The 20,293-nt window shown below is 69.9% G+C and carries 22 protein-coding genes and 1 tRNA gene; 9 read left to right on the forward strand and 14 right to left on the reverse strand.

Annotated elements, in window-relative coordinates:
- The first annotated feature begins 46 nt into the window (after window positions 1-46).
- The 4 genes from K8Z49_RS34135 to htpX all read left to right on the forward strand — a co-directional run bounded on the left by K8Z49_RS34135 (window position 47) and on the right by htpX (window position 5,822).
- Complete coding sequence (locus K8Z49_RS34135) at window positions 47-1,909, forward strand: NADH-quinone oxidoreductase subunit L (protein ID WP_412516128.1); 1,863 nt, start codon at window positions 47-49, stop codon at window positions 1,907-1,909.
- Entirely contained in the window at window positions 1,906-3,414 is a 1,509-nt protein-coding gene (locus K8Z49_RS34140; protein ID WP_412516129.1) for a complex I subunit 4 family protein, read from the forward strand. The genes K8Z49_RS34135 and K8Z49_RS34140 overlap by 4 nt, the downstream gene beginning before the upstream one ends.
- A complete protein-coding gene (locus tag K8Z49_RS34145; RefSeq protein ID WP_412516130.1) occupies window positions 3,414-4,901 on the forward strand; it encodes an NADH-quinone oxidoreductase subunit N in 1,488 nt (495 codons plus the stop codon). The genes K8Z49_RS34140 and K8Z49_RS34145 overlap by 1 nt, the downstream gene beginning before the upstream one ends.
- A gap of 66 nt (window positions 4,902-4,967) precedes the next feature.
- Window positions 4,968-5,822 (forward strand): zinc metalloprotease HtpX, encoded by an 855-nt coding sequence (gene htpX / locus K8Z49_RS34150; RefSeq protein WP_024934202.1) that lies wholly within the window; start codon window positions 4,968-4,970, stop codon window positions 5,820-5,822.
- Window positions 5,823-5,919: 97 nt separating this feature from the next.
- On the opposite strand, the gene K8Z49_RS34155 is transcribed toward htpX, so the two are convergent.
- On the reverse strand, window positions 5,920-6,408 hold the full coding sequence (locus K8Z49_RS34155; protein ID WP_021595547.1) for a YajQ family cyclic di-GMP-binding protein: 489 nt from the start codon (window positions 6,406-6,408) through the stop codon (window positions 5,920-5,922).
- Between the two features lie 137 nt (window positions 6,409-6,545).
- Here K8Z49_RS34155 and K8Z49_RS34160 point away from each other — a divergent pair.
- The 5 genes from K8Z49_RS34160 (at window position 6,546) to K8Z49_RS34180 (ending at window position 9,912) form a co-directional block, all read left to right on the forward strand.
- A tRNA-Tyr gene (locus tag K8Z49_RS34160) sits at window positions 6,546-6,627 on the forward strand.
- A gap of 512 nt (window positions 6,628-7,139) precedes the next feature.
- Window positions 7,140-7,502 (forward strand): hypothetical protein, encoded by a 363-nt coding sequence (locus K8Z49_RS34165; RefSeq protein ID WP_412516131.1) that lies wholly within the window; start codon window positions 7,140-7,142, stop codon window positions 7,500-7,502.
- A gap of 28 nt (window positions 7,503-7,530) precedes the next feature.
- A complete protein-coding gene (locus K8Z49_RS34170) occupies window positions 7,531-8,178 on the forward strand; it encodes a hypothetical protein (protein ID WP_412516132.1) in 648 nt (215 codons plus the stop codon).
- 355 nt (window positions 8,179-8,533) lie between these two features.
- On the forward strand, window positions 8,534-9,106 hold the full coding sequence (locus tag K8Z49_RS34175) for a hypothetical protein (protein WP_075021001.1): 573 nt from the start codon (window positions 8,534-8,536) through the stop codon (window positions 9,104-9,106).
- 224 nt (window positions 9,107-9,330) lie between these two features.
- Entirely contained in the window at window positions 9,331-9,912 is a 582-nt protein-coding gene (locus K8Z49_RS34180; RefSeq protein ID WP_021595551.1) for a hypothetical protein, read from the forward strand.
- A gap of 7 nt (window positions 9,913-9,919) precedes the next feature.
- Here the strand turns inward: K8Z49_RS34180 and K8Z49_RS34185 are convergent, their stop codons facing one another.
- The 13 genes from K8Z49_RS34185 to K8Z49_RS34245 form a co-directional block, all read right to left on the reverse strand.
- Window positions 9,920-10,477, reverse strand: a complete 558-nt coding sequence (locus K8Z49_RS34185; protein WP_412516133.1) for a hypothetical protein — start codon at window positions 10,475-10,477, stop codon at window positions 9,920-9,922.
- A gap of 24 nt (window positions 10,478-10,501) precedes the next feature.
- Entirely contained in the window at window positions 10,502-11,269 is a 768-nt protein-coding gene (locus tag K8Z49_RS34190; protein WP_412516134.1) for an ABC transporter ATP-binding protein, read from the reverse strand.
- Window positions 11,270-12,277: 1,008 nt separating this feature from the next.
- On the reverse strand, window positions 12,278-12,805 hold the full coding sequence (locus K8Z49_RS34195) for a TlpA family protein disulfide reductase (RefSeq protein ID WP_412516135.1): 528 nt from the start codon (window positions 12,803-12,805) through the stop codon (window positions 12,278-12,280).
- 30 nt (window positions 12,806-12,835) lie between these two features.
- Window positions 12,836-13,369, reverse strand: coding sequence for a MauE/DoxX family redox-associated membrane protein (locus K8Z49_RS34200; RefSeq protein WP_412516136.1), 534 nt, complete (start codon window positions 13,367-13,369; stop codon window positions 12,836-12,838).
- Between the two features lie 8 nt (window positions 13,370-13,377).
- A complete protein-coding gene (locus tag K8Z49_RS34205) occupies window positions 13,378-13,521 on the reverse strand; it encodes a hypothetical protein (RefSeq protein WP_021595556.1) in 144 nt (47 codons plus the stop codon).
- A gap of 162 nt (window positions 13,522-13,683) precedes the next feature.
- Window positions 13,684-14,211: a S26 family signal peptidase gene (locus K8Z49_RS34210; RefSeq protein ID WP_412516137.1), complete on the reverse strand. Its 528-nt coding sequence runs from the start codon at window positions 14,209-14,211 to the stop codon at window positions 13,684-13,686.
- Between the two features lie 27 nt (window positions 14,212-14,238).
- Window positions 14,239-15,198 (reverse strand): hypothetical protein, encoded by a 960-nt coding sequence (locus tag K8Z49_RS34215; protein ID WP_412516138.1) that lies wholly within the window; start codon window positions 15,196-15,198, stop codon window positions 14,239-14,241.
- 63 nt (window positions 15,199-15,261) lie between these two features.
- The gene (locus K8Z49_RS34220) at window positions 15,262-15,843 is read right to left on the reverse strand and encodes a hypothetical protein (RefSeq protein WP_143118391.1); all 582 of its coding nucleotides are present in this window, start codon (window positions 15,841-15,843) and stop codon (window positions 15,262-15,264) included.
- 73 nt (window positions 15,844-15,916) lie between these two features.
- Complete coding sequence (locus tag K8Z49_RS34225) at window positions 15,917-16,336, reverse strand: MOSC domain-containing protein (protein WP_412516139.1); 420 nt, start codon at window positions 16,334-16,336, stop codon at window positions 15,917-15,919.
- Window positions 16,337-16,590: 254 nt separating this feature from the next.
- Complete coding sequence (gene sigJ, locus K8Z49_RS34230) at window positions 16,591-17,502, reverse strand: RNA polymerase sigma factor SigJ (RefSeq protein ID WP_021595561.1); 912 nt, start codon at window positions 17,500-17,502, stop codon at window positions 16,591-16,593.
- 128 nt (window positions 17,503-17,630) lie between these two features.
- On the reverse strand, window positions 17,631-17,795 hold the full coding sequence (locus tag K8Z49_RS34235) for a hypothetical protein (protein WP_021595562.1): 165 nt from the start codon (window positions 17,793-17,795) through the stop codon (window positions 17,631-17,633).
- A gap of 3 nt (window positions 17,796-17,798) precedes the next feature.
- On the reverse strand, window positions 17,799-19,061 hold the full coding sequence (locus K8Z49_RS34240; RefSeq protein WP_200871707.1) for a glycosyltransferase: 1,263 nt from the start codon (window positions 19,059-19,061) through the stop codon (window positions 17,799-17,801).
- Window positions 19,062-19,266: 205 nt separating this feature from the next.
- Entirely contained in the window at window positions 19,267-19,923 is a 657-nt protein-coding gene (locus K8Z49_RS34245) for a class F sortase (RefSeq protein ID WP_024934200.1), read from the reverse strand.
- Window positions 19,924-20,293: the final 370 nt, after the last annotated feature.

Raw genomic sequence — 20,293 nt, forward strand, 5'->3', positions numbered from 1 at the left:
CGGAGAGGCCCGGGAGCCGGCCGGAGCCGGTCGAGGGGGCCGCGCCGTGATCTGGTCCGCGTCCCTGGTCGCCCTGCTGCCGTTCCTCGCCGCGTTCGGCGGGATGCTGTCCGGCCCCTCCCTGACCCGGCTGCTGCGCGGCCCCGGCGGCTCGCCGCTCCGGAACGGCCCGGCGCTGATCGCGTGCGCCCCGATCGCGGTGTCGCTGGTCCTGGCGGCGGTCGTCGCGGCCACCGTGTGGCGCGACCCCGGCGAGCGGACCGGCGACCTCACGCTGGTCGAGACCGGGTCGGTGCCGATCCGGGTCGGGCTCCAGGTGGACGGCCTGTCCGCGGTCGTCGGGCTCATGGTGTGCTGCGTGGCGCTCGCCGTCCAGGTCTACTCGGTCGCGTACATGTCCGAGGACCGGCGGTACTCCTCCTACGCCGCGTTCGTCTCGCTGTTCACGTCCGCGATGCTGCTGGTCGTGTACGCCGGTGACCTCCTCGTCCTGTACGCCGGCTGGGAGGTCATGGGCATCTGCTCGTACTTCCTCATCGGCCACCACTGGGAGGACCGGGCGAACTCGCGGGCGGCGGTCAAGGCGTTCCTCGTCACGCGGCTCGGCGACGTCGGCTTCCTCATCGGCGTGATCGTCCTCGGCGTGGGCGCCGGGACGTTCCAGATCTCCGGGATCATCGCGCGGGCGGGCGACCTGCCCGGCTCGACGGTGACGGCCGCGGCGCTGCTGCTGCTCGCCGGGGTCGCGGGCAAGAGCGCCCAGTTCCCCCTGCACACCTGGCTGCCGGACGCGATGGCGGGCCCCACCCCGATCAGCGCCCTCATCCACGCGGCGACGATGGTCGCGGCCGGCGTCTTCGTGGTCGCGCGGCTGTTCGAGGTGTTCCTCCTCTCCACCGCCGCGCTCGCCGTGCTCGGCCTCGCCGCGGTGGTCTCCATGGTCGGCTCGGCGTGCGCGGCCCTGGCGCAGGACGACCTGAAACGCGTCCTCGCGTACTCGACGATCAGCCAGCTCGCCGTGATGGCCGCGGGGCTCGCGGTCGGCGCGAAGTCGGCGGCGATCTTTCACCTGCTGACGCACGGCGCGTTCAAGGCCCTGCTCTTCCTCGCCGCGGGCTGCGTCATCGTGACCGCCGGCTCGAACATGCTCGCCCACTACGGCGGGCTGCGGCGCGGCATGCCCCTCACGTTCTGGTCGATGACCGTCGGGTTCGCCGCACTCGCGGGCGTCCCGCCGTTCAGCGGCTGGTTCAGCAAGGACTCCGTCATCGAGGCCGCCCAGCACGCCGCCACGCACGGCGGTGAGGTCAGCCTGCCCGGAGGCGTCGCCTGGCTGGTCTACCTGGGGCTGCTGCTCACGGTCGTCCTGACGGCGGCCTACGCCGCGCGGGCGTGGCTGATGACGTTCTTCGGCGAGCCGCGCGGCGCGTACGAGGTGCGCGACCCGTCGCGGATCATGTCGTGGACGGTGGCCGCGCTCGCCGTCCCGGCCGCGATCCTCGGCTTCTTCGGTCTCGGCGCGCCGGAACTGCGCCCCCACCTCGGGGCTTCGCTGCTGAGCGTCCTGCTGCTCGCGATCGGGGCGGGCGGGGCTTACCTCATCTGGAACCGTGACCCCGCCCTGGATCCCGCGCGCGCGCTCGGGCCGGTCCGTCCCGCCTTCGCGCGGGCCTTCTTCGTGGACGAGTTGTATGCGATCGCTTTCGTCCGTCCGGTCGAGGCCCTGGCACGCCACGTCGTGCTCGTCGACCGGAGACGCGTGGACGCCGCCGTCGTCGGGGCCGGACGGTCCACCCGGCGCCTCGGCGACCTGGTCAGAACCGTCCAGAACGGCAACCCGCAGCGCTACCTCACCGGCCTGCTCGCCGGCGTCGCCGTCATCGTGGCCGCGGTGGTGATCTTCCAGTGATCTTCGTGCTGATGATGGCGCTCCCGCTGGCCGGGGCGCTCGCGATGCTCGTCCCGGCGAACCGGTTCCTGCGCACCGGCTTCGCCGTCCGCGCGTTCGGGGCCGCCGTGTCCGGCGCGACGCTGCTCGTCGCGATCTCCGCGATGACGGCGTTCGACTTCGGCGCCACGTCCCGCATGCAGCTGGAGGTCGACCGCGCGTGGGCGCCCGCCGTCGGCCTGCGCTTCCACCTCGGCGTCGACGGGATCTCGCTGCCGCTGGTCGTGCTGACCGCCCTGCTGACGTTCCTCTGCTTCCTCTACACGCTGCGGCACCCGCCGGAAGGCGGCCGGATCCGGCTGCTGACCGCGCTCCTGTTCGTCCTGGAGATCGGGATGCTCGGCACGTTCGTCGCGCTCGACCTCGTGCTGTTCTTCGTGTTCTTCGAGACCGTCCTGATCCCCATGTACGCGGTGATCATGCTGTGGGGCGGTCCCGGACGCCGCGACGCCGCCCTCAAGTTCATCCTCTACACGCTCCTCGGCTCTGGCCTCCTGCTCGCCGGGATGCTCCTCGTCGGCGCCAAGGCCGGCACCCTCGACATGACCGCCCTGGCCGACCGACACGGATCCGGCCTGTCCCACGGCCTCCAGGTCACGGCGTTCGCCCTGATGGGCATCGGGTTCGCGGTCAAGGCGCCGATGTGGCCGCTGCACACCTGGCTGCCGGACGCGCACACCGAAGCCCCCACGGTCGGGTCCGTCCTGCTGGCCGGCGTCCTGCTGAAGATGGGCACGTACGGGCTGGTGCGGATCGCGCTGCCGCTCACCCCGGACGGCGCCGCGTTCTGGGCGCCCTGGCTCGGCCTGCTCGCCGTCATCGGGATCATCTACGGCGCGCTCGCCTGCCTCGCCCAGCGCGACCTCAAACGGATGATCGCCTACTCGTCCGTCGGGCACATGGGGTTCGTCCTGCTCGGCATCGCGACGCTCACCCCCGTCGGCGTCAACGCCGCCCTGTTCGGCAACATCGCGCACGGCCTCATCACCAGCCTGCTGTTCTTCCTCGCCGGATCGGTCAAGGAACGCTGGGGCACCGGCGACATGAACGCGATCGGCGGCGGCATGCTCGGCACGTCCCCGCGCCTCGCCTCGATCCTCACGTTCGCGTCCGTCGCCTCGCTCGGCCTGCCGGGGCTCGCCGGATTCTGGGGCGAGGTGCTGGCCCTCGTCGGCGCCTACCGCCCGCACGCCGACCTGCCCCGTGAGACGTTCGTCACGTTCATGGTCGTCGCCGCGCTCGGCGCCGTCCTCACCGCCGCCTACTTCCTGCGAATGCTCGCCAAGCTCACCCACGGGCCGTCCGACGGCGTCGCCGAACCCCGCGGCCGCGTCGCGGCCGTCTCCCTCCAGGAGTACGCCGCCTGGGTGCCGCTCATCGCGCTGACGCTGCTGGTCGGCCTCTGGCCGAAGACCCTGCTGGACGTGACCACCGGCCCCGTCCGCGCCCTGTTCGGAGGCGGCTGATGATCCAGGAAATCGACTACGCCGCGATCGCGCCGCCGCTGATCCTCGCCGTCGCCGCCATCGGGCTGCTGCTCGCCGACGCGTTCGACGCGCCGCGCCGCGTCCTGTCCCTGCTGTCCGGCGGGTCCCTCGCCGCCGCGCTGATCGCCGTGATCGCGCTGGCGGCCGGCGACCGCCGCGCCACGTTCTGCCTCCCGGACGGCCTGCGCGGCGGCGGCCCCCGCTCCTGCTCCTACGTCGCGGACGACTTCACCCTGCTGTTCCAGGGCATCGTCCTCGGCGCCGCCGTGATCGTCGTCCTGCTGTCCCTCCAGGAGATCACCGACTCCAGGATGCCGGTCGGGGAGTACCACTTCCTGCTGCTCGCCGCCGTCATCGGCGCGCTCGCCCTGGTCGCCGCCCGCGACCTCGTCCTGCTGCTCGTCGCGCTGGAGACCCTGTCGCTGCCGGTGTTCGCCCTCGCCGCGCTCCGCCGCTACGACGGGACGGCGTCCGAGGCCGCGCTGAAGCTCTTCCTCGTCTCCGTGGTCTCCACCGCGATCATGCTGTTCGGGATCAGCCTCGTCTACGGCGCGACCGGCGCCATGCACCTCGACCGGATCGCCCCTGCCCTGTCCCGGCTGCCGTCCGACCTCGACCCGGTCGCCGCCGTCGGATCGGTGCTCGTCCTCGCCGGGTTCGCGTTCAAGGTCGCCGCCGTCCCGTTCCACTTCTGGGCCCCGGACGTCTACCAGGGCTCCCCGCTGCCCGTCGCCGCGTTCCTGTCCGTCGTGTCGAAGGCCGCCGGATTCGCCGGGCTCGCGATCGTCCTCGCCCTCGGCCTCCCCGCCTACGGGCACGTGTGGGGCCCCGTTGTCGCCGTGCTCGCCGCGCTCACCATGACGATCGGGAACCTCGCCGCACTCCGCCAGCGCACCGCGATCAGGCTGCTGGCCTGGTCATCGGTCGCCCAGTCCGGCTACATGCTCGCGCCGCTCGCGGTCGGCTCGCGCCGCCTCCCCGAGGCCGTCGCGGCCACCACCGCCTACGTCGCCCTCTACGCCGTCATGAACATTGGCGCGTTCGCCGTAGTGATCGGCTTCCGCCGCCGCGGCCGCGTCTCGGAGCGCTGGGACACCCTGGACGACTACCGCGGCCTCGCCCGCCGCAACCCCGCGGTCGCCACCGCCCTCGCCTTCTTCCTGATCTGCCTCGCCGGCCTGCCGCCGGGCGTCATGGGCCTGTTCGCCAAGGTCGTCGTCTTCCGCGCCACCGTCGCCGGCGGCGTCACCTGGCTCGCCGTCGTGATGGCGATCAACACGGTCATCGGGCTGTACTACTACCTTTTCTGGGCCGTCCGGCTGTTCACCCCGTCCGCCGCCGACGAGCACTACGACGCGGCCCCCGGCCTCGGCGTCCGCGCCGCGATCACCGCGGCCGCCGCCGGCGCCGTCGTGCTCTCGGTGGCGCCGCAGATCGTCCTGCAGACGGTCACGCAGGCCACCTAGGCGGGAACGTCCACCCAGGTCAAACCGTTGATGTTCATGCCGGAGTCGACGGGGAGGCAGACGGAAGTGCAGTTCAACGGCGTCAAGACGGCAGCACTGATCGCCGCGCTGTCGGCATTGATGCTCGCCGCCGGATGGGTGTTCGGCGGCGGCGCGGGCCTGACGATCGCGCTGCTGATCGCACTCGGCACCAACGGCGTCGCGTTCTTCTTCAGCGACCGGATCGCGCTGCGCTCCATGCGCGCCCACCCGGTCGGCGAGGTCGAGGCGCCGACCCTGTACCGGCTCGTCCGGGAACTGTCCACCTCGGCCCGCCAGCCCATGCCGCGCCTGTACGTGTCGGAGACCCGCCAGCCCAACGCGTTCGCCACCGGACGCAACCCGCGCAACGCCGCCGTCTGCTGCACCCGCGGCATCCTGCAGATGCTGGACGAGCGCGAACTGCGCGCCGTCCTCGGCCACGAGCTGTCCCACGTCTACAACCGGGACATCCTGATCTCCTCGGTCGCCGCAGCCATCGCCACGGTGATCACCTACCTCTCCCACCTGGCGATCTTCCTGCCCCTCGGCCGCTCCGAGGACGACGACGGCCCGGGCCTCCTCGGCGCCCTCATGATGCTCGTCCTCGGCCCGGTCGCCGCCGCCGTCGTGCAGATGGCGATCAGCCGCACCCGCGAGTACTCCGCCGACGCTGCCGGCGCCCGCCTCACCGGCGACCCCCTCGCCCTCGCGTCCGCGCTCCGCAAGATCGACGCGGGCACCCGCGCCATGCCGCTGCCGCAGGACCCCGAACTCGCCACCACCAGCGCCCTGATGATCGCCAACCCGTTCTCCGGCGCCGGCATCGGCAGGCTCTTCTCCACCCACCCCCCGGCCGCCGACCGCATAGCCCGCCTGGAGCGCATGGGCGGCCGCCGCTGAATTCGACCGAACCAGCCGGGACCCGGCCGCGTCATAACACACGAGAGCGCGCCGACCACTTCTGCGGGGGATGGGGTCGGCGCGCTCCCTACTGCGGCTACCGGTAGTTCACGAACTGGAGGGCCACATCGAGGTCCTTGCCCTTCAGCAGCGAGATGACCTGCTGAAGGTCGTCCTTCTTCTTCGAGCTGACCCGCAGCTCGTCCCCCTGGATCTGGGCCTTGATCCCCTTCGGCCCCTCCTCCCGGATGATCTTCCCGATCTTCTTGGCGTCGTCCTGGGCGATGCCCTCCTTGAGGCCCACGCTCAGTTTGTGCACCTTCCCGGACAGCTTCGGCTCACCCGCGTCGATCGCCTTCAACGAGATACCCCGCTTGACGAGCTTGTCCTTCAGCACGTCCAGCACGGCGTTCGCCCGCTCCTCGGTGTTCGCCTGGATCTCGATCGACTCCCCGGACCACTTGATCCCCGCGTCCACGTTCCGGAAGTCGAACCGGTTGGCCACCTCCTTGGCGGCCTGGTTCAGCGCGTTGTCGACCTCCTGCCGGTCGAGCTTCGACACGATGTCAAAAGAGCTGTCGGCCATCGCACACTCATCCCCTCAACAGCACCTTCACGATCCAGAGAGCGTATCGACTCCCGACGATCAAGCCCACGCCCCGCGCGCCCGCCCTCGATGTCACACCCACGCCCACCGTCCGCTAAGCTTTCCTGCGACACCACGGCGGGTTGCCCGAGTGGCCAATGGGAGCGGACTGTAAATCCGTCGGCTTAGCCTACCCAGGTTCGAATCCTGGACCCGCCACCCCAGCTGAAACAGCCCCTGACCAGGCATGACCCGGTCAGGGGCTGTTCTCGTCGTGTCCGGCTGTCTCTGATCGTTTACGGGCCTTCTCCGGGTGGCCATGCTGAAGTTCTGGAGATCCTTTGGCCTGGTCGCGTGGCGATCCAGCGCTTGGCGTCAAGCTCACGGGCCGGCGGCGAGGAGCAGGAACCTGGTCCGTTTCGCCCTGTCACGGTGGTCTCAATCCACGATTCGCCGGCGGCCACGAGGGGCTCTGTTGAGAACGCCGAGGCGCGAGGTGGAGCCGGTCCGGGCCACGGTCTGTGGCCGCTTCGTCGATCTATCCGATGGGCCGACCGCGGAGTCCAGTCACCGATCTGCGGAACGAAGTCGCGATACGACTCCGAAAGACGGACATCAAGACGCCGTTCCAGCTCAACTAAATGATCCAACCGGCACGGCGGCCCAACTCACCCTTGTCCCCAACAAGGGGAGAGCGGCCAGGATCATAGGTCGACCCAGGCTGCGCATCCATGGGAGATTTCGGGGCCTTCGTCGCTCAAAACCCCGACGTCGTCGCGGCCCTTGCGTCCATGCATGCCAACCACGCTGCGGCGCACTTCCTGAACGCGACTCCTCCGACATGGAGCCAGTACTACGACCATGACGAATACCGCCGCATGGCATGGAGCAAGGGCGGCAAACCGGTCATCGTACGCCGCGGTAGCCCGCATGGCTCGGGACTGGGCGTCCACCGCTGTGTCGTCGGGCGCACCATCAGCCTGCTGCCCTGGTTCCGCCGCCCGCGTATCCGCTGGGAGATCCGCGACGACGCCCACGAAGCGTTCATGATCCTGGCCGCGGCCATCATCTGCTGGCGACGCCTCGTCCGCTGATTCTGTTACGACCTATTAAGGTGTGTCTATGGGTATTTATGCGGAGCCGGAGCGCGTGCGGGATCTGGCCATCGCCCTCGTCGAGGTTCGCGGCCTTGCCCAGTCCCTGTACGTAGACCTTCGAGAGTCTTCGCAGCCCGCGGATGAACTGCTCATCGAGCGTGCGAGAACGCTCGTCGACGCGTTCAATCGCATGCCCTCGCCCAACCTGCGCATCCTGCGAAACGGCGGCTGGTACCTGCAGCGAGGGGAGGGCGGCTGGTACCTGGAGCGAGCCGCTGGGCATGCTCAGCAAACCCTTCATTATTTGAACGAGGAAACCGCTGGTGCAGAACACCGAAACCAGTCAGGTCTATCGCAGGCGACCGACCTCGCGAAGCAATTTCACGGGGATCCATCCCTAGTCCGCGCACGCGAGAAACTTCCTCACGTACAGCGTTCCGCTGTTGAAAGCGCGCAGAAGACATCGATCGTTCTGGGGGGCATCAAGATCGACGTGTCGGACATCGATCTGTCGGGGATGGATTGTCGAGACCCCATATTCTTCGACGGCTTCACCTGGTCACGAAAGACTAAATGGCCACCCGGCTTCCTCCTGCGGGACCTCCGCCGCCGCGCTGGACCGCCCTACAGGGGGAGATGGAGCCTGCCGACGACCTTCACCCGGATGTCCTAACGCCCGAACATCTCCTCAGACGGTCGGGCGGCTAACCGTCCGCGACCGGACACAACGGCTTCAACTCCGGTGGAGACTGGCAGGTCGGCCCCGACCACACCCCCCACCAGAGCACCCCGTCAGGTGGCGGCACATGACCTCCTGCCGCAACCCCGGAGCAGATGCCTGCCCACGCGGGTCATCGGGGTCAGGTTCCCCGGCCGGGTGCATTTCACCCGAAAGGGGGAGCCTGATCGCCCGGGTGGGGGACCCGGTGCCGGAGCGTCGATCCCAGGCTGGGGGCGTCGAGAGTCACCCCCCGCTCGATCGGAGCGCACATATGATCAACTGGACTCGTCGCGTATCCGGCGCACGTATGGCCGTCGCCGCCGGCTTCGCTGCGGCTCTGACGGTGTCGATCTCCATGGGCTCCTGGGCGGCGGCCGACGCCCCAGCCCCGGCGAGCCAGGCCTCGGTCGGCGTCAAGACCTCCCACCTGGAGGGACGGGCCAGGATGTACTTCCCGGCACCCGACAACGACATCCACGTCACGGTCAATGCGCACGCCGCGTTCGATCCCAGCGGTGCGTCCAAGCCCACCCGGTCGTGGGGCACCTTCCGGATCTCCCACCGGTTCAAGATGCCCGACGGGACGTGGTTCACCAACTGGGGGGACCTCATCGTCGACTGCCTGACCACCGGCGGCCCCACCGCGACCGTGACCGGCACGCTCACCAGAACCACTCCCGGTGGGCCATGGGAGGAAATGCTGAAGAAGCACGAGCGCATGGGCGTCAGTTTCTACGTCGCCGGCAAAGGCGCGGGACCCAGCCGGATCGGGCTGAGCGGAGGCCCCGGCCCCGGGGACGGTCCCCTGCGCAAGTGCATGGCCCCCGCGGCCGACGCGCCGGTGCTCGACGGTGGCTACACACTGATCGACAAGAAATGATCACCTGACGGCGGCTTCTGATCACGGTCTGCTGCCTGCACCTCTGACGTCTGCGCGCCGACGGGCAGCCTGCCCGGATGGGCTTGCCGGTTGTAATCGGGATCAGCGGCATGCTGGTGGCCGTAATCGTCGATTCACTTTGCCGAGTTGGGCGGTGTCCGATCCTTGCTCGGGCGTGAACCGGCTGTCTCGGAGGGCTCCTACTTAGTGGTTGGGGGATCGTGGTGGACGAAGGTAGGAGGTTGGTTGCCGGGGGTGAGGAGATCAGCTGGGGGGAGTTCTGGGACGGACTCACTTCGGTGTGGCGGCAGGTGCTTTGTGGCTCCGATATCCCGGAGCCTCCGGCACTCGACCCCATCTTGCGCCGTCACCGCCTCACGACGGACTTCTTCTGGGTGGGGTCGTTCGAGCCCGTCCGGTGGTTGCCCTCGGTCACGGAAGCCCTGTTGTGGGAGGACAACGGCATGGATTTGGGGCCGCTCGCGGGGCGCTCGTGGGAGTTGCTTCAGCTGGCGGGGCCTGCCTCCAACATTGACCTCGGGCAACTTAGCGGGACTCCTGTCCGGCACCTCATCCTGTCGGTTGTGGACGTCGATTCCATGTCCAGGCTTCAGGACATTGTGGGGTTGGAGTCCCTGACCTTGGCACACGGCGATTTTGGGCGGTTGCCGGCTCTGGAACACCTGAATGAGGTCGTGCTGTACGCCGAGGGGGAGGTGGACCTGTCTGTCGCCTGGCATCCCGGTCTGCGTGTGACCCGCCGTGATGAGATCTATCTTCCGCCTTTCGGGCCTGACGACGTGTGACGGCGGTTCACTCGTTGGTGCGAAAGGAGTGGGCTAGTTGCTTGCCGGCTTTTAGGGTCGGCTCGGCGTGGGGGGTGGGGGCTTGGGAGGTGACGATGACTAGACGGTCCTGGTCGAGGTCGAGGATGTGGTGGCTTTGGCGCCAGGGGGCTCCTTCTTCGGTGTAGGCGAGTTCGATGGAGTTCGCTTGTTGGTCGACGACTTGTTGGCCTGGGCCTACGAGGTCTGAGGGGGCTGTTAGGCGGGTTCGGCGGATTGGTCCCTGGACCCAGATCAGTGACTTGTCCGGGCCCCACAGTAGGAACGGGGCGAACGGGTCGTTCTCTCCGGCGCACTCCAGGGTGAATCCGTTGGGCCACGTGACCGAGTACAGCTGGGTTTCGATTCGCCAGGTCGGACGGTCGGGGCCGGCTGTCACGTGTGGTTGGCCGTCCTCGCCGCATCGAATTACACCCAGTGCCGTCCCGTCGCCGCCCACGTCTGCCGGGTGGATGAACGCGAAGGGCCATTTCGGTTTGATGCGAAGGCCGTATCCGGTCACGTTGATGTAGACGCCTTTTGTCACACCTGAAGTCTGCCAGTCGTGAGATCAGGGCGTGGTGTAGGCGCTGGATTGGAGGGTGAAGAGGCGGGCGTATTCGCCGTTCAGGTCCATGAGGGTGTCGTGGGGGCCGCGTTCGACGATCTTGCCTTCGGAGAGCACGGCGATGAGGTCGGCGTCGCGTATCGCGCCCAGGCGGTGGGAGATCAGGACGCTGGTGCGGCCGTGGCGGTGGCGGCGTAGGGATGCGTGGACGGCGTGTTCGGCGTCCGCGTCCAGGCCGGAGCTCGGCTCGTCCAGTAGGAGGAGGTCGCGGTCTTGGCGCAGGAATGCGCGGGCCAGGGCTAGGCGCTGCCACTGGCCGCCTGACAGGGTGACGCCGGTTCCGTCGCTGGGGAAGATCTTGCTGAGCATCGTGTCGTAGCCGCGCGGCAGTGCCTTTAGGGTCTCGTGGACGCCGGCGCGCTCGGCGGCGGCCGCGATTTGTTCGTTGGTGCTCTCCAGGTCGCCCAGCAGGATGTTGTCAGACGCGGTCAGGTCGTACTCCATGAAGTCCTGGAAGACCGCGCCGATGCGTTCGCGGAGTTCGGCGGGGTCCAGGTCGCGCAGGTCCACGCCGTCCCAGAGGACGGCGCCCTTGTCCGGGTCGTAGAGGCGGCAGAGGAGTTTGACCAGCGTGCTCTTGCCCGCGCCGTTCGCGCCGACGAGGGCGACACTTTGGCCGAACGGGATGTGCAGGTCGACGCCGCGCAGGATCCAGGGGTGCGCTTCGCTGTAGCGGAACCACACGTCCCGCAGCTCGATGCCATGGCGCAAGGGTGGGACGGGACGAGGGCGGGGGTTCGGAGGCGGGTCGGGTTCGGCGTCCACGATGGTGGAAGTGACCGAACAGGAGCAGGGCGTTGTGTGCGTCCGCCCACCGGTCGACGATCGATGTCAGGGCGGCTTGGACTCCGGCGACGGCCGCGATGAACACCGTTACGTCTCCTGCGGTTAGGGCCCCGGATGCGGCCGCCAGCACTGCCCACACCAGGCCGCCGCCTGCGACGGCGCTGCCGACCAGGGCGAGCAAGCCCTGGCTGCGTAGTGTCTTGAGGTCGATCCGCCGTTCGGCTTCGCTGGTCGAGCGGACCTCGTCGAGCATCCGGGAGCGGAAGTAGCCGCCGAGGCCGAACAGGCGCACTTCCTTGGCGGCTTCGGGTCTTGTCAGTAGCTCTCCGTAGAAGACTTCGCGTCGCTTCCCAGGGCTGATGCTCCACATTGTGCGGGCGCGTTCGCGGCTCAGGCCGAGCTGGATCCAGACGGACGGCAGCGCCGCCAGGAAGATCACCAGGACCAGCAGCGGGTTGATGACCAGGAGGGTGCCGACGAATCCGGACATGGTGATGGCCGCCTGGCCGATGGCCAGCGTTCCCAGGATCAGCCGGTCCGGTGCGGTCTGGCTGGATTCGTGCGCCAGCCGCAGCGTGTCCTGGAAGGCCGGGTCCTCAAGACGGCGCAGGCCCGCGTGGGCGTTGACCGCGCCGAACAGGCGGTCGACGACCAGGGCGCGCACCGCGCGGCGCAGCTGGGCCTGGGCGTAGGTGGACGCGTGCGGCAGGGCGATGACGCACAGGCCGCAGGCGGCGAGCCCGCCGGCGAGGCCCGGCAGGACGTCGCGGTCTCCGCTCCCGGCGAGCGCGTCCAGGACGAGTTTCGTCAGCCACGCGGTCGCGACGGGGGCCAGCCCGGTGAGCACGGCGAGGACCACGGACGCGGTCGTGGCGGTCCGGTGGGCGCGCCATGCCAGCGCGGCGACGACCGCGGTGCGCGCCCCCGGTCGTCTCACGCGCGGGCCGGCACCGGCAGGCCGGCGGGCGAGAGCGCCGAGGACGTCACCACGGCACCGTCCCCGACGACGTAGAAACTGGGGGACGCCGGGTGGCCGAACGCCGTGTTCACGGGCCCTCTCGCCGGCTCGACGATCACGGTGGCGACCGGTGCGAGCGCGGTGGTGAAGGGTTCGGCCTCGTCTTGCTCGCCCTCGATCACCGCGAGGACGCGCCGGGCGTCCAGGCCTTGGATCCGGTCGGTGAACTCGGGCAGCCGTTCCCGGCACGCGGCGCAGGTGGTGGAGAACAGGCCGACGATCGTCGGCTCGGTGAAGAAGGCGCGGGTCACGACCGTGCCGTGGAGGCTGGACGCGCTGAACTCGGGCAATGTGGTGCCGGGGGCCGTGAACGGAACCTGGGCCCGCCCGCCCTCAAGCAGGGCCGCGTGCTCGCGCAGGCGGCGGACGACCGCCAGGGTCAGGATCAGGTCGATCGCGCAGAGGACGCCGACGAGGACGACGCCCGCGACGAGATAGGGCAACGGTGCTCCCTCATGCTGGTGCCGGACGCGTCATCGCGGAGGGCGTGCGGACGGCGCGATCAGCAGGTCGGCCAAGTCGTCGAAGAAGATGAACACCAGGGTGAGCACGCCCGCGCCCGCCACCGCGACGGCGGCGCCGGCCGGATGCACCGGGCCGGGCGCCGCGAGGTGCGCGGCCAGGCCGCCGAAGGCGAGCGCGGTCAAGGCGAGGTTGCGCGCGAGGTGCACGCGCCCGGCAGGGGACGGGCGCGTGCCGAAGCAGCGGCAGGTGGCGTGCCTGCCCTCGCGAAGGGCGCGGTGGATTCCCGTGGCGAACGCGAGCAGGACGGCGCCGGCCAGCGCGAGGCCGGCCGGTGCCGTCCGCGGTACGGCCAGCAGTACGACGGCGGCCGATTCCGCGGCCACCACGGCGACGGACGTCGCCGTGGGAGGCAGGCCGGGGGCGAGGCCGGGCACCGACCGCCGGAACTCCCGGAAGGCGTCCCGGTCGCGGACCTTGCCGAGGACCGCGACCAGGAAAACCAGACCGAGGGCGCAGCGGGCGGTCAGCGTGACGTACTGCAAAGCGGACGTCAGATGCCGCAGTAGGTCTTGCCGGCGTAGATGCAGCAGCGGATGCCGGTGTCGGTCCACCAGCAGGGCTCGGCGCGGGCGGTCGTGTTCGGCAGGACGCGGCCGAGCATCCGGTCGCCCAGGCGGTTGAGTGCACGGATCACGAGGATCTCCTCAGGTCGAGCCGGAGCGTTCCGGCTGCGGCGTTTCCGAGCGGCGGCGCGTCGCGCCTAGATGATCACGCTCGCCGGTGCCGAAGCTAATGACGTTGATCATTTACGGCAAGGGGGCCGTCGCCGGGCGGTACCGGCTTGTGCACTCTGCGATCAAGATCCCGGTGATCTTGTCGGTATCTGCCCCCCGTCCGGCCGTTGACTCGGCCGCGCTGTGACGTTCAGGCGGCGGACCACGACGCCCAGTAGCCGGTCGCCGGAGAACAGGCCCCGGTGGCGGGAGTCGATGCTGTCGGGATTGTCGCCGAGGACCGCGAGCGCCCCCGGCGGCACCGTGTCCCCCGAGGTTCCGGGGACGCCGGACGGTAGGTCGTCGCCGGGGAGGGCGGCGACTCGCTTGACGTTCCAGGTCCGTCCGTCGGGTCCCGCGGGGCCGGGAAGATAGCGACCGTCAAGGGGAGGTTCGAGCACGACGATGTCGCCGCGCCGGACGTGCGGCAGCGGACGCCGCCGGACGAGCACGCGGTCGCCGTCTCGCAATGTGGGCATCATGCTGGTCCCGTGCACGGTGACCACGACCAGGCTTCTCTGCCCCCACCTGAGCGCCAGCAGTCCGCCCGCCGCGGCGATGCCCGCCCCGCCCAGCAGTCGCAATCCCCGTGAAGTCGATAGTCGCCGCATGATCGACCGATGGTAGCGATGGGCCGCTCAGACGTAGTCCTCCCAGGAGTCCAGGGGTTCGTACATCTGTTGTCCGCGTTCCTCGGCGCGTCGGGCCAGGCGGTGTTGTGGGAGGTGGTCTTGGACCTGCCACCATTCCAATCGGAAAAGGCGCCGGTGCTCACCACAGACGATGAGCGGACCCCCTTCATAGGCGTGGAAGTAGGTGTAGAACTCGCCCCTGCGGGCGAGCACCGTCTCCGAAGCCAGGTCGGCCGGAACGTAGCCCCTGTCGTTGAAGGCGTAGATCCGGCGGGTGTCGGCGGCGGTGATGTCCCGGTCCGGCGTGAGGACGAAGGGCCAGTTATCGGGGTTGTCGGAGTCATCGACATCGTCCGGAAGCGGCACGGGCCCGTCCGCCAGGGCCTGCACGGTCCAGATGTCGGCAGAGACTGCCCGGCAGATTTCCGGAAGGGGAAGCCCCAGCCGTATTGCGGCCACGGCGAAGTTCTCGGTTTCGGGACGGGCGCCGCGCCGGCGCTCCGCGGACATGGCGGCCTCTCCTGCCAGCCGGAACCAATGGAACGGCCCGTTCGACGCGGGGTCCAGGAGATGATCCGGGCAGCGGCTTCCAGGGCCGGCGGGCGCGATGTTCGGGCAGAACGCGTGCCCGCACATTTCGAGGACACGTTGCGTCCCGAGGTCGGGGACGAACACCGTGCACGCGCGGAACGGACGCAGAGAATCGTCGCCGACGGCGGTGAAATAGCGGATCCGGTCGCCGTGGTCACCGCGCTCGACCTGGAAGGCTCTCACCTCCCAGGCGGAGAGCACGTGAGACGCCATGGCGATCGCGAGGGCCGGGAAGGGCCGGAATGGCCGCGAGGCCGCTTCGTCGAGGGTGGGGATCTCGGCGATCGGCCGCCGGGTGTCGTGGTCGTCCAGGTGCCGGAGCGCCGTCACGAGCAGTTCGGCGGCATTGACGATCGTGCCGTCATCGTCGGTCATGGCTCCGCACTCCCCGCACATCCGGATCTGGCCGGGGTCAATGGTGCCGCAGCGTGGTGCGGGTTAGGAGGGGTTCGCTTCGCGGGCAGGTCGTGATGTGGATGTGGAGAGACCGAGCGTCTCCGTCTTGGTGTCCGGGGAGAACGTTCTTGTCGCGGCCTCGACCTCTTGCCACGCGGTGTCGCTCATGTGCCAGGGCCATTCGAGGGTGATGCGATCGGAGGTCACTCCGGGTGGGCGGTCCTCGTCGGGGTGAAGGCTGATGACCAGGATTGGTCCCGTGTTGGCGTAGGTGACGCGGTCCACACAGTGCCAGGGGAGGCGACTCTGCCCGCTGGATCCGATGCGGATGCCTGGCTCGTCCAGGACCAGCACCACCCCGTCAGGGAAGGCGCGTTTCCGTTTCCAGATGGTGGCCGCATACACGGTCATCAGGGTGGCGAGTGCGCCGGTGAGCAGTGTCCCCAGCCCCTCCCGCAGTGACCTCCAACTCGGAGTGCCGAGCAAACCGAACGGGGCCAGAAGCAGGAAACCGACGATCCACACCACTACCGCCAGAACGACAAGGAGGATGAACGTCCCCATCAAATGCTGGAGTACGTTCCACCAGGTCCATCGACGAACGTAAGCGGCTTCCGGGTTCACGGCGTCTCCCCGCGGTGAGATCGGTGCGACAAAATGATTGTCGGTTCACTTCACCGGGTTGGCCAGCGCCGGATCAGGAGAGGCGTTTGCGGACCATCTCCTTGATGTCCGGGGGTAGCGCTTCGGCGGCGAGCAGGTGCGGCAGCAGGTCGGGTTCCCTTGTCATGGCTCGGAAGGCCAGGGAGACCGTTACCTCGTGGTCGGGACGGTGGATGATCTCGACCGGGTCGTCCGCGCTGATCCGGCCTTCCGCGATGACGCGGAGATAGGCCCCCGGCTTGCCTGCCTGCGTGAACTTCTTGATCCAGCCGGTCTGCCGCAGCCAGCCCTGGAACGTCCCGCACGGGATGCGGAAGCCGGAGACCTCCAGAATCACCTCCCGGCCCACGCGCCAGCGGTCGCCGATAAGGGACGCGTTGACGTCCAAACCCGCCGTGGTGAGGTTCTCTCCGAAGACGCCGTTGTGCAGCGGCACGCCCAACTCGGTTCCCACAGGTCGAGGTCTTCGCGGGCATAGGCGTAGACGGCCTGGTCGGCTCCGCCGTGGTGCTTGGTGTTGTGGACGCGGTCGCCGGCGAGGCCGACCGCGCCGGTGCCTCGGGGGCCTGGATCGGTGACCGTGACCGGGCCGTCCACGGGCCGCTTGTCGATACCTGTCAGGGCAGCGGCCATCCACGGGTTCGGCCGCGGCCTGCCCACGTTGACCGACAGCAACTTCATGCGGCGACAGTACCGGGCGACGGTCGGTCAGCCGCTCGTCCAGGCGCGGAGCTTGTCGGGGTTGCGTACCGCCCAGATGTGCTTGATGCGTTCGCCCGCGACATCGAACGCCATGACCGCGACGGTGACGCCGTCCTGCTGGGCGATCAGGCCGGGGCGGCCGTTCACCGTGCGCTCAAGGACCTTCAGGCCGGGGACGGTGCGGGCGATGTCGACGAAGGTGCGGGCGATCTGCGGGGCGCCCTCGATCGGGTCGAGCCGGGCGTTGACCACGCCACCGCCGTCGGCGACCGCGGTGGCGTCGGGGTCGAGGAGGCCGATGAGGGCGTCGATGTCCTTGGCCTCCCAGGCCTGCTTGAAGTCGCCGACGAGTCCCGCCTGCCGGGCTGTCGGGGCCGGGGCGGTCTGCGTCGAGCGGAGGCGGCGGCGGGCCGACGACGCCAGCTGGCGGCACGCCACCGGTGTGCGGCCGACGATCTCGGCCACTTCGGCGAAGGGGTAGCGGAAGACGTCGTGCAGGACGAACGCGACGCGCTCGGCCGGGGTCATCGATTCGAGCACGACGAGGAACGCCATGCTGATCGACTCGTCCAGGGTGATCCGGTCGGCCGGGTCCGCGGTCGGCTCGCCGGCCCATTCCGTGCGTTCGGGCAGCGGCTCGGGGAGCCATTCGCCCACGTAGCGTTCGCGGCGAACCCGTGCCGACCGGAGCAGGTCGAGGCAGATGCGGCCGGCCACCGTGGTCAGCCACGCCCCGGGGGACTCGATCGCGTCCTGCTCCTGCCGGGACATGGCGTACCAGCGGACGTAGGTCTCCTGCACCACGTCCTCGGCCTCCGCCAGCGAGCCGAGCAGGCGGTACGCGAGATTGATCAGCCGGCGGCGCTCGCTCATGATCGCGGTCAGGCCCGGATCGGCCGGCTCGGATGGCGTGGTCATGCGACTCCCTCGGTTGCCCTCCCCTCCTGACGAGACACCGCTCGTGAACGTGAGGGCCTCACCGTACGCGGACGTCCGAGCCGAGGCCGATCGGGGAAGGCCGGGGCGTAGTGCCCCGGCCTTCGGGGTCAGCCCTTGCGGGCGGGGAGGATGCGCTTCACGGCCAGGCCGGCGGAGACCAGCGTGAAGAGGGCCAGGCCGATCCAGAGGGCCTGGAGGCCGAGCCAGGGCGAGGCGGCGGCGGCACCGCCGAAACCGGCGGCCACGCCGCCGATAGGGGGATTGTTGTACATGACCTACCATTTCCTTTCTTTGCGCCAGGCGGCCTGCCAGAAGGCACGTGCCTGGACGATCTGGAGGAAGACGTCGAAGACCATTTCGACGACGATCGTTGCGGCCAGCGCCATCTGGGCGGCGCCGCGCTGCCGGACGGTCACCGTGCGCTCCACCATGAAGATGACCGTGATGCCCGCCCAGACCGGGCTGAGCTGGATGCCGCCGAGCCAGAACACCGAGTAGGCGAGCGAGATCAGGTAGGCGGAGATCACCAGGATGCCGATGAGGGAGAGGAGCTGCCGGCCCCAGTAGGGGCGGGTGATCGGCGTCCAGCCGTAGTCGACCAGGTTCTCCAGGGCGCCGCGCTTCCAGCGCAGGCGCTGCCGGGCCAGCTCGCGCCAGGTCGGCATCACCTCGGTGGTGAGGGTGCACTCGCGCGGGCACAGGATGCGGAAGCCGAGGTGGAGGATGGCGAGGGTGAGCTCGTTGTCCTCGGTCAGGACGCGGACGTCGTAGACGTGCGGAAGCCCTGGAAGGCGGCGTTCGCGGCGGGCGGCGACCACTTCCCGCAGGGTGGCGGCGCGGAAGATGGTGGCGGTGCCGGTCAGCACGAGCGCCCTGCCCTGCAGGCGCCGGACGTCGCGGGCGTAGCGGGCGTACTCGTTCCGCTGGAACATGCCGACCGTGCCGCCGCCGGGCTTGCCGGTGAACGTGCCGCCGACGGCCGCGTAACGGCCGGAGGCCAGGTAGTCGACGCCGTGCCGGATGAAGCCGGGGTCGAGCGCCGAGTCGGCGTCCATCACCATGATCGCGTCGTCCGGGCCGAGGATCGGCAGCAGCCGGTCGAGGACCTGGTTCAGCGCGCCGGCCTTCTTGTGCCGGTTCTCCCGGGTCCCGACGATCTCGACGCCGCAGAGCTGCGCGAGCGCGGCGGTGGCGTCGGTGCAGTTGTCGGCGATCACGACGATGTGGTCCGGTGGGCGTTCCTGCCGCCGCAGCGACGCGATCGTCTCGGTGATCTGCTTGGCCTCGTTGTGCGCCGGGATCAGGACCGTCACCCGCATCGTGTCCGGGCGCGTGACCGGCAGGCCGCGCTTGCCGTCCCGGTCCCGGCGGCGCCGCGCGGGCTCCGGCGCCGGGCGGGGGAGATCGCGCCGGACGGACGGCCGCGGCGTCTGGACCGGCGGCGCCGCTTCCCGGAGGGGCGGTCGTGGCGGGGTGACCGGCCGCCGCCGCACCGGCGGGGGCATGATCGCGGCCGCCGCCCGATCGGGCACGGTCACGGTCGGGGAGATGGCCGCCGCCGGGTGATGGAGCCCGGGCCGGGTTCCCCAGGGGGTCGAGGACGCCAGGTGCCCCGGGCCCGGTCGGGCCGGCAGGGCATGGCTCGGCGCCGCGTGCCCCGGCCGGGTGAGACGGTGACGCTCGGGGCGCGCGTGGGGGGCCGCGGTCATGTCGCCCTCGGAGGCGCCGGAGGCCGGGTGCATGTCAGCGCGTCCCCTCGGACCGCAGGAGGTGGCCGTAGGCGATGACGTTGTCGGTGTAGTGGCCGGTGCCGCGGTCGAAACGTCCACCGCAGGTGATCAGGCGGATCGCCGCGTAGCCGGGGTCGGTGTAGACGCGGCGGGTGGGGAAGCGGTCCTTGCGGACGCGTTCGACGGAGTCGATGCGGAACACGGCGGTGCGGCCGTCGGCGCGGAGCACGCTCGCCCGGTCGCCGGGACGCAGTTCGCCCAGCCGGTAGAAGACCGCCGGCCCGCGTGCCGAGTCGACGTGCCCGATGAGCACCGCCGCGCCCCGGCTGCCGGGTGCGGCGCCGAGCCGGTACCAGCCGGCCTCCTGGGCGCGGCTCGGCGGCGGCGTCTCGACGGTCTGGTCCGCGTTCTTGGCCAGCTTCATCAGCGGTGTCCGGACGTCGATCCGCGGCACGTCGAGACGCAGCGGCACCGAACGCGGCAGGGCGGCGGCGGTGGGGACGGCCGTGCCGGGCGTTCCGCCGGACGCCGCGGGGGCGGGCATCGGCGGCGCGGCGGTGGCCGGGTTCCCCCGGAGCGCCTGGACGGCGAGGAAGGCCGCGACGGCCAGGCCCGACAGGCCGATGACAGCGGCCGCGACGGTGCGCGAGTGCCGACCCCGATGCGACACGGACCGTACTCCTTCGCCACTCGACCGATGCGGGATCTCGCCGCGGACCGCGGCGATGCCGGGACCGTAATCCCGGAGAGTGAACATATGCCTTCTATGGCGTGAATCGTCGCAGGTGAAGAGGGTGATCACGCACCGTCACCGGTCTCCGAGAGTAGTCGCGCGTGACCTTCGGGAATCGGGCCAATTGCGGCGGACGGGCAGCAGACAAGGCCGTTGACCTGCAGAAACTCCGAACCGTCCGAGGATGCGAGCCCATGACCGACCGTGTCGAGGCCGAGCGCGAACCGGTGTGGATACAAAGATCGCTGGCCGGAAGTGGACTCTTGGTCGGCCGAAAAAGATCATCCCAGGTGAACGAGCCGTCCAG

This window comes from Actinomadura madurae, assembly GCF_047130825.1.
In the GTDB taxonomy this organism is placed as follows: domain Bacteria; phylum Actinomycetota; class Actinomycetes; order Streptosporangiales; family Streptosporangiaceae; genus Spirillospora; species Spirillospora madurae.

What these genes read in the sequence shown, in the direction of transcription:
- K8Z49_RS34215 (WP_412516138.1), bottom strand. Translation starts at nt 15,198, where the DNA reads ATGACCGACGATGACGGCACGATCGTCAATGCCGCCGAACTGCTCGTG.
- K8Z49_RS34235 (WP_021595562.1), bottom strand. Translation starts at nt 17,795, where the DNA reads ATGTACAACAATCCCCCTATCGGCGGCGTGGCCGCCGGTTTCGGCGGT.
- K8Z49_RS34145 (WP_412516130.1), top strand. Translation starts at nt 3,414, where the DNA reads ATGATCCAGGAAATCGACTACGCCGCGATCGCGCCGCCGCTGATCCTC.
- K8Z49_RS34165 (WP_412516131.1), top strand. Translation starts at nt 7,140, where the DNA reads ATGGGAGATTTCGGGGCCTTCGTCGCTCAAAACCCCGACGTCGTCGCG.
- K8Z49_RS34170 (WP_412516132.1), top strand. Translation starts at nt 7,531, where the DNA reads ATGGGTATTTATGCGGAGCCGGAGCGCGTGCGGGATCTGGCCATCGCC.
- K8Z49_RS34155 (WP_021595547.1), bottom strand. Translation starts at nt 6,408, where the DNA reads ATGGCCGACAGCTCTTTTGACATCGTGTCGAAGCTCGACCGGCAGGAG.
- K8Z49_RS34175 (WP_075021001.1), top strand. Translation starts at nt 8,534, where the DNA reads ATGGCCGTCGCCGCCGGCTTCGCTGCGGCTCTGACGGTGTCGATCTCC.
- K8Z49_RS34210 (WP_412516137.1), bottom strand. Translation starts at nt 14,211, where the DNA reads ATGCGGCGACTATCGACTTCACGGGGATTGCGACTGCTGGGCGGGGCG.
- sigJ (WP_021595561.1), bottom strand. Translation starts at nt 17,502, where the DNA reads ATGACCACGCCATCCGAGCCGGCCGATCCGGGCCTGACCGCGATCATG.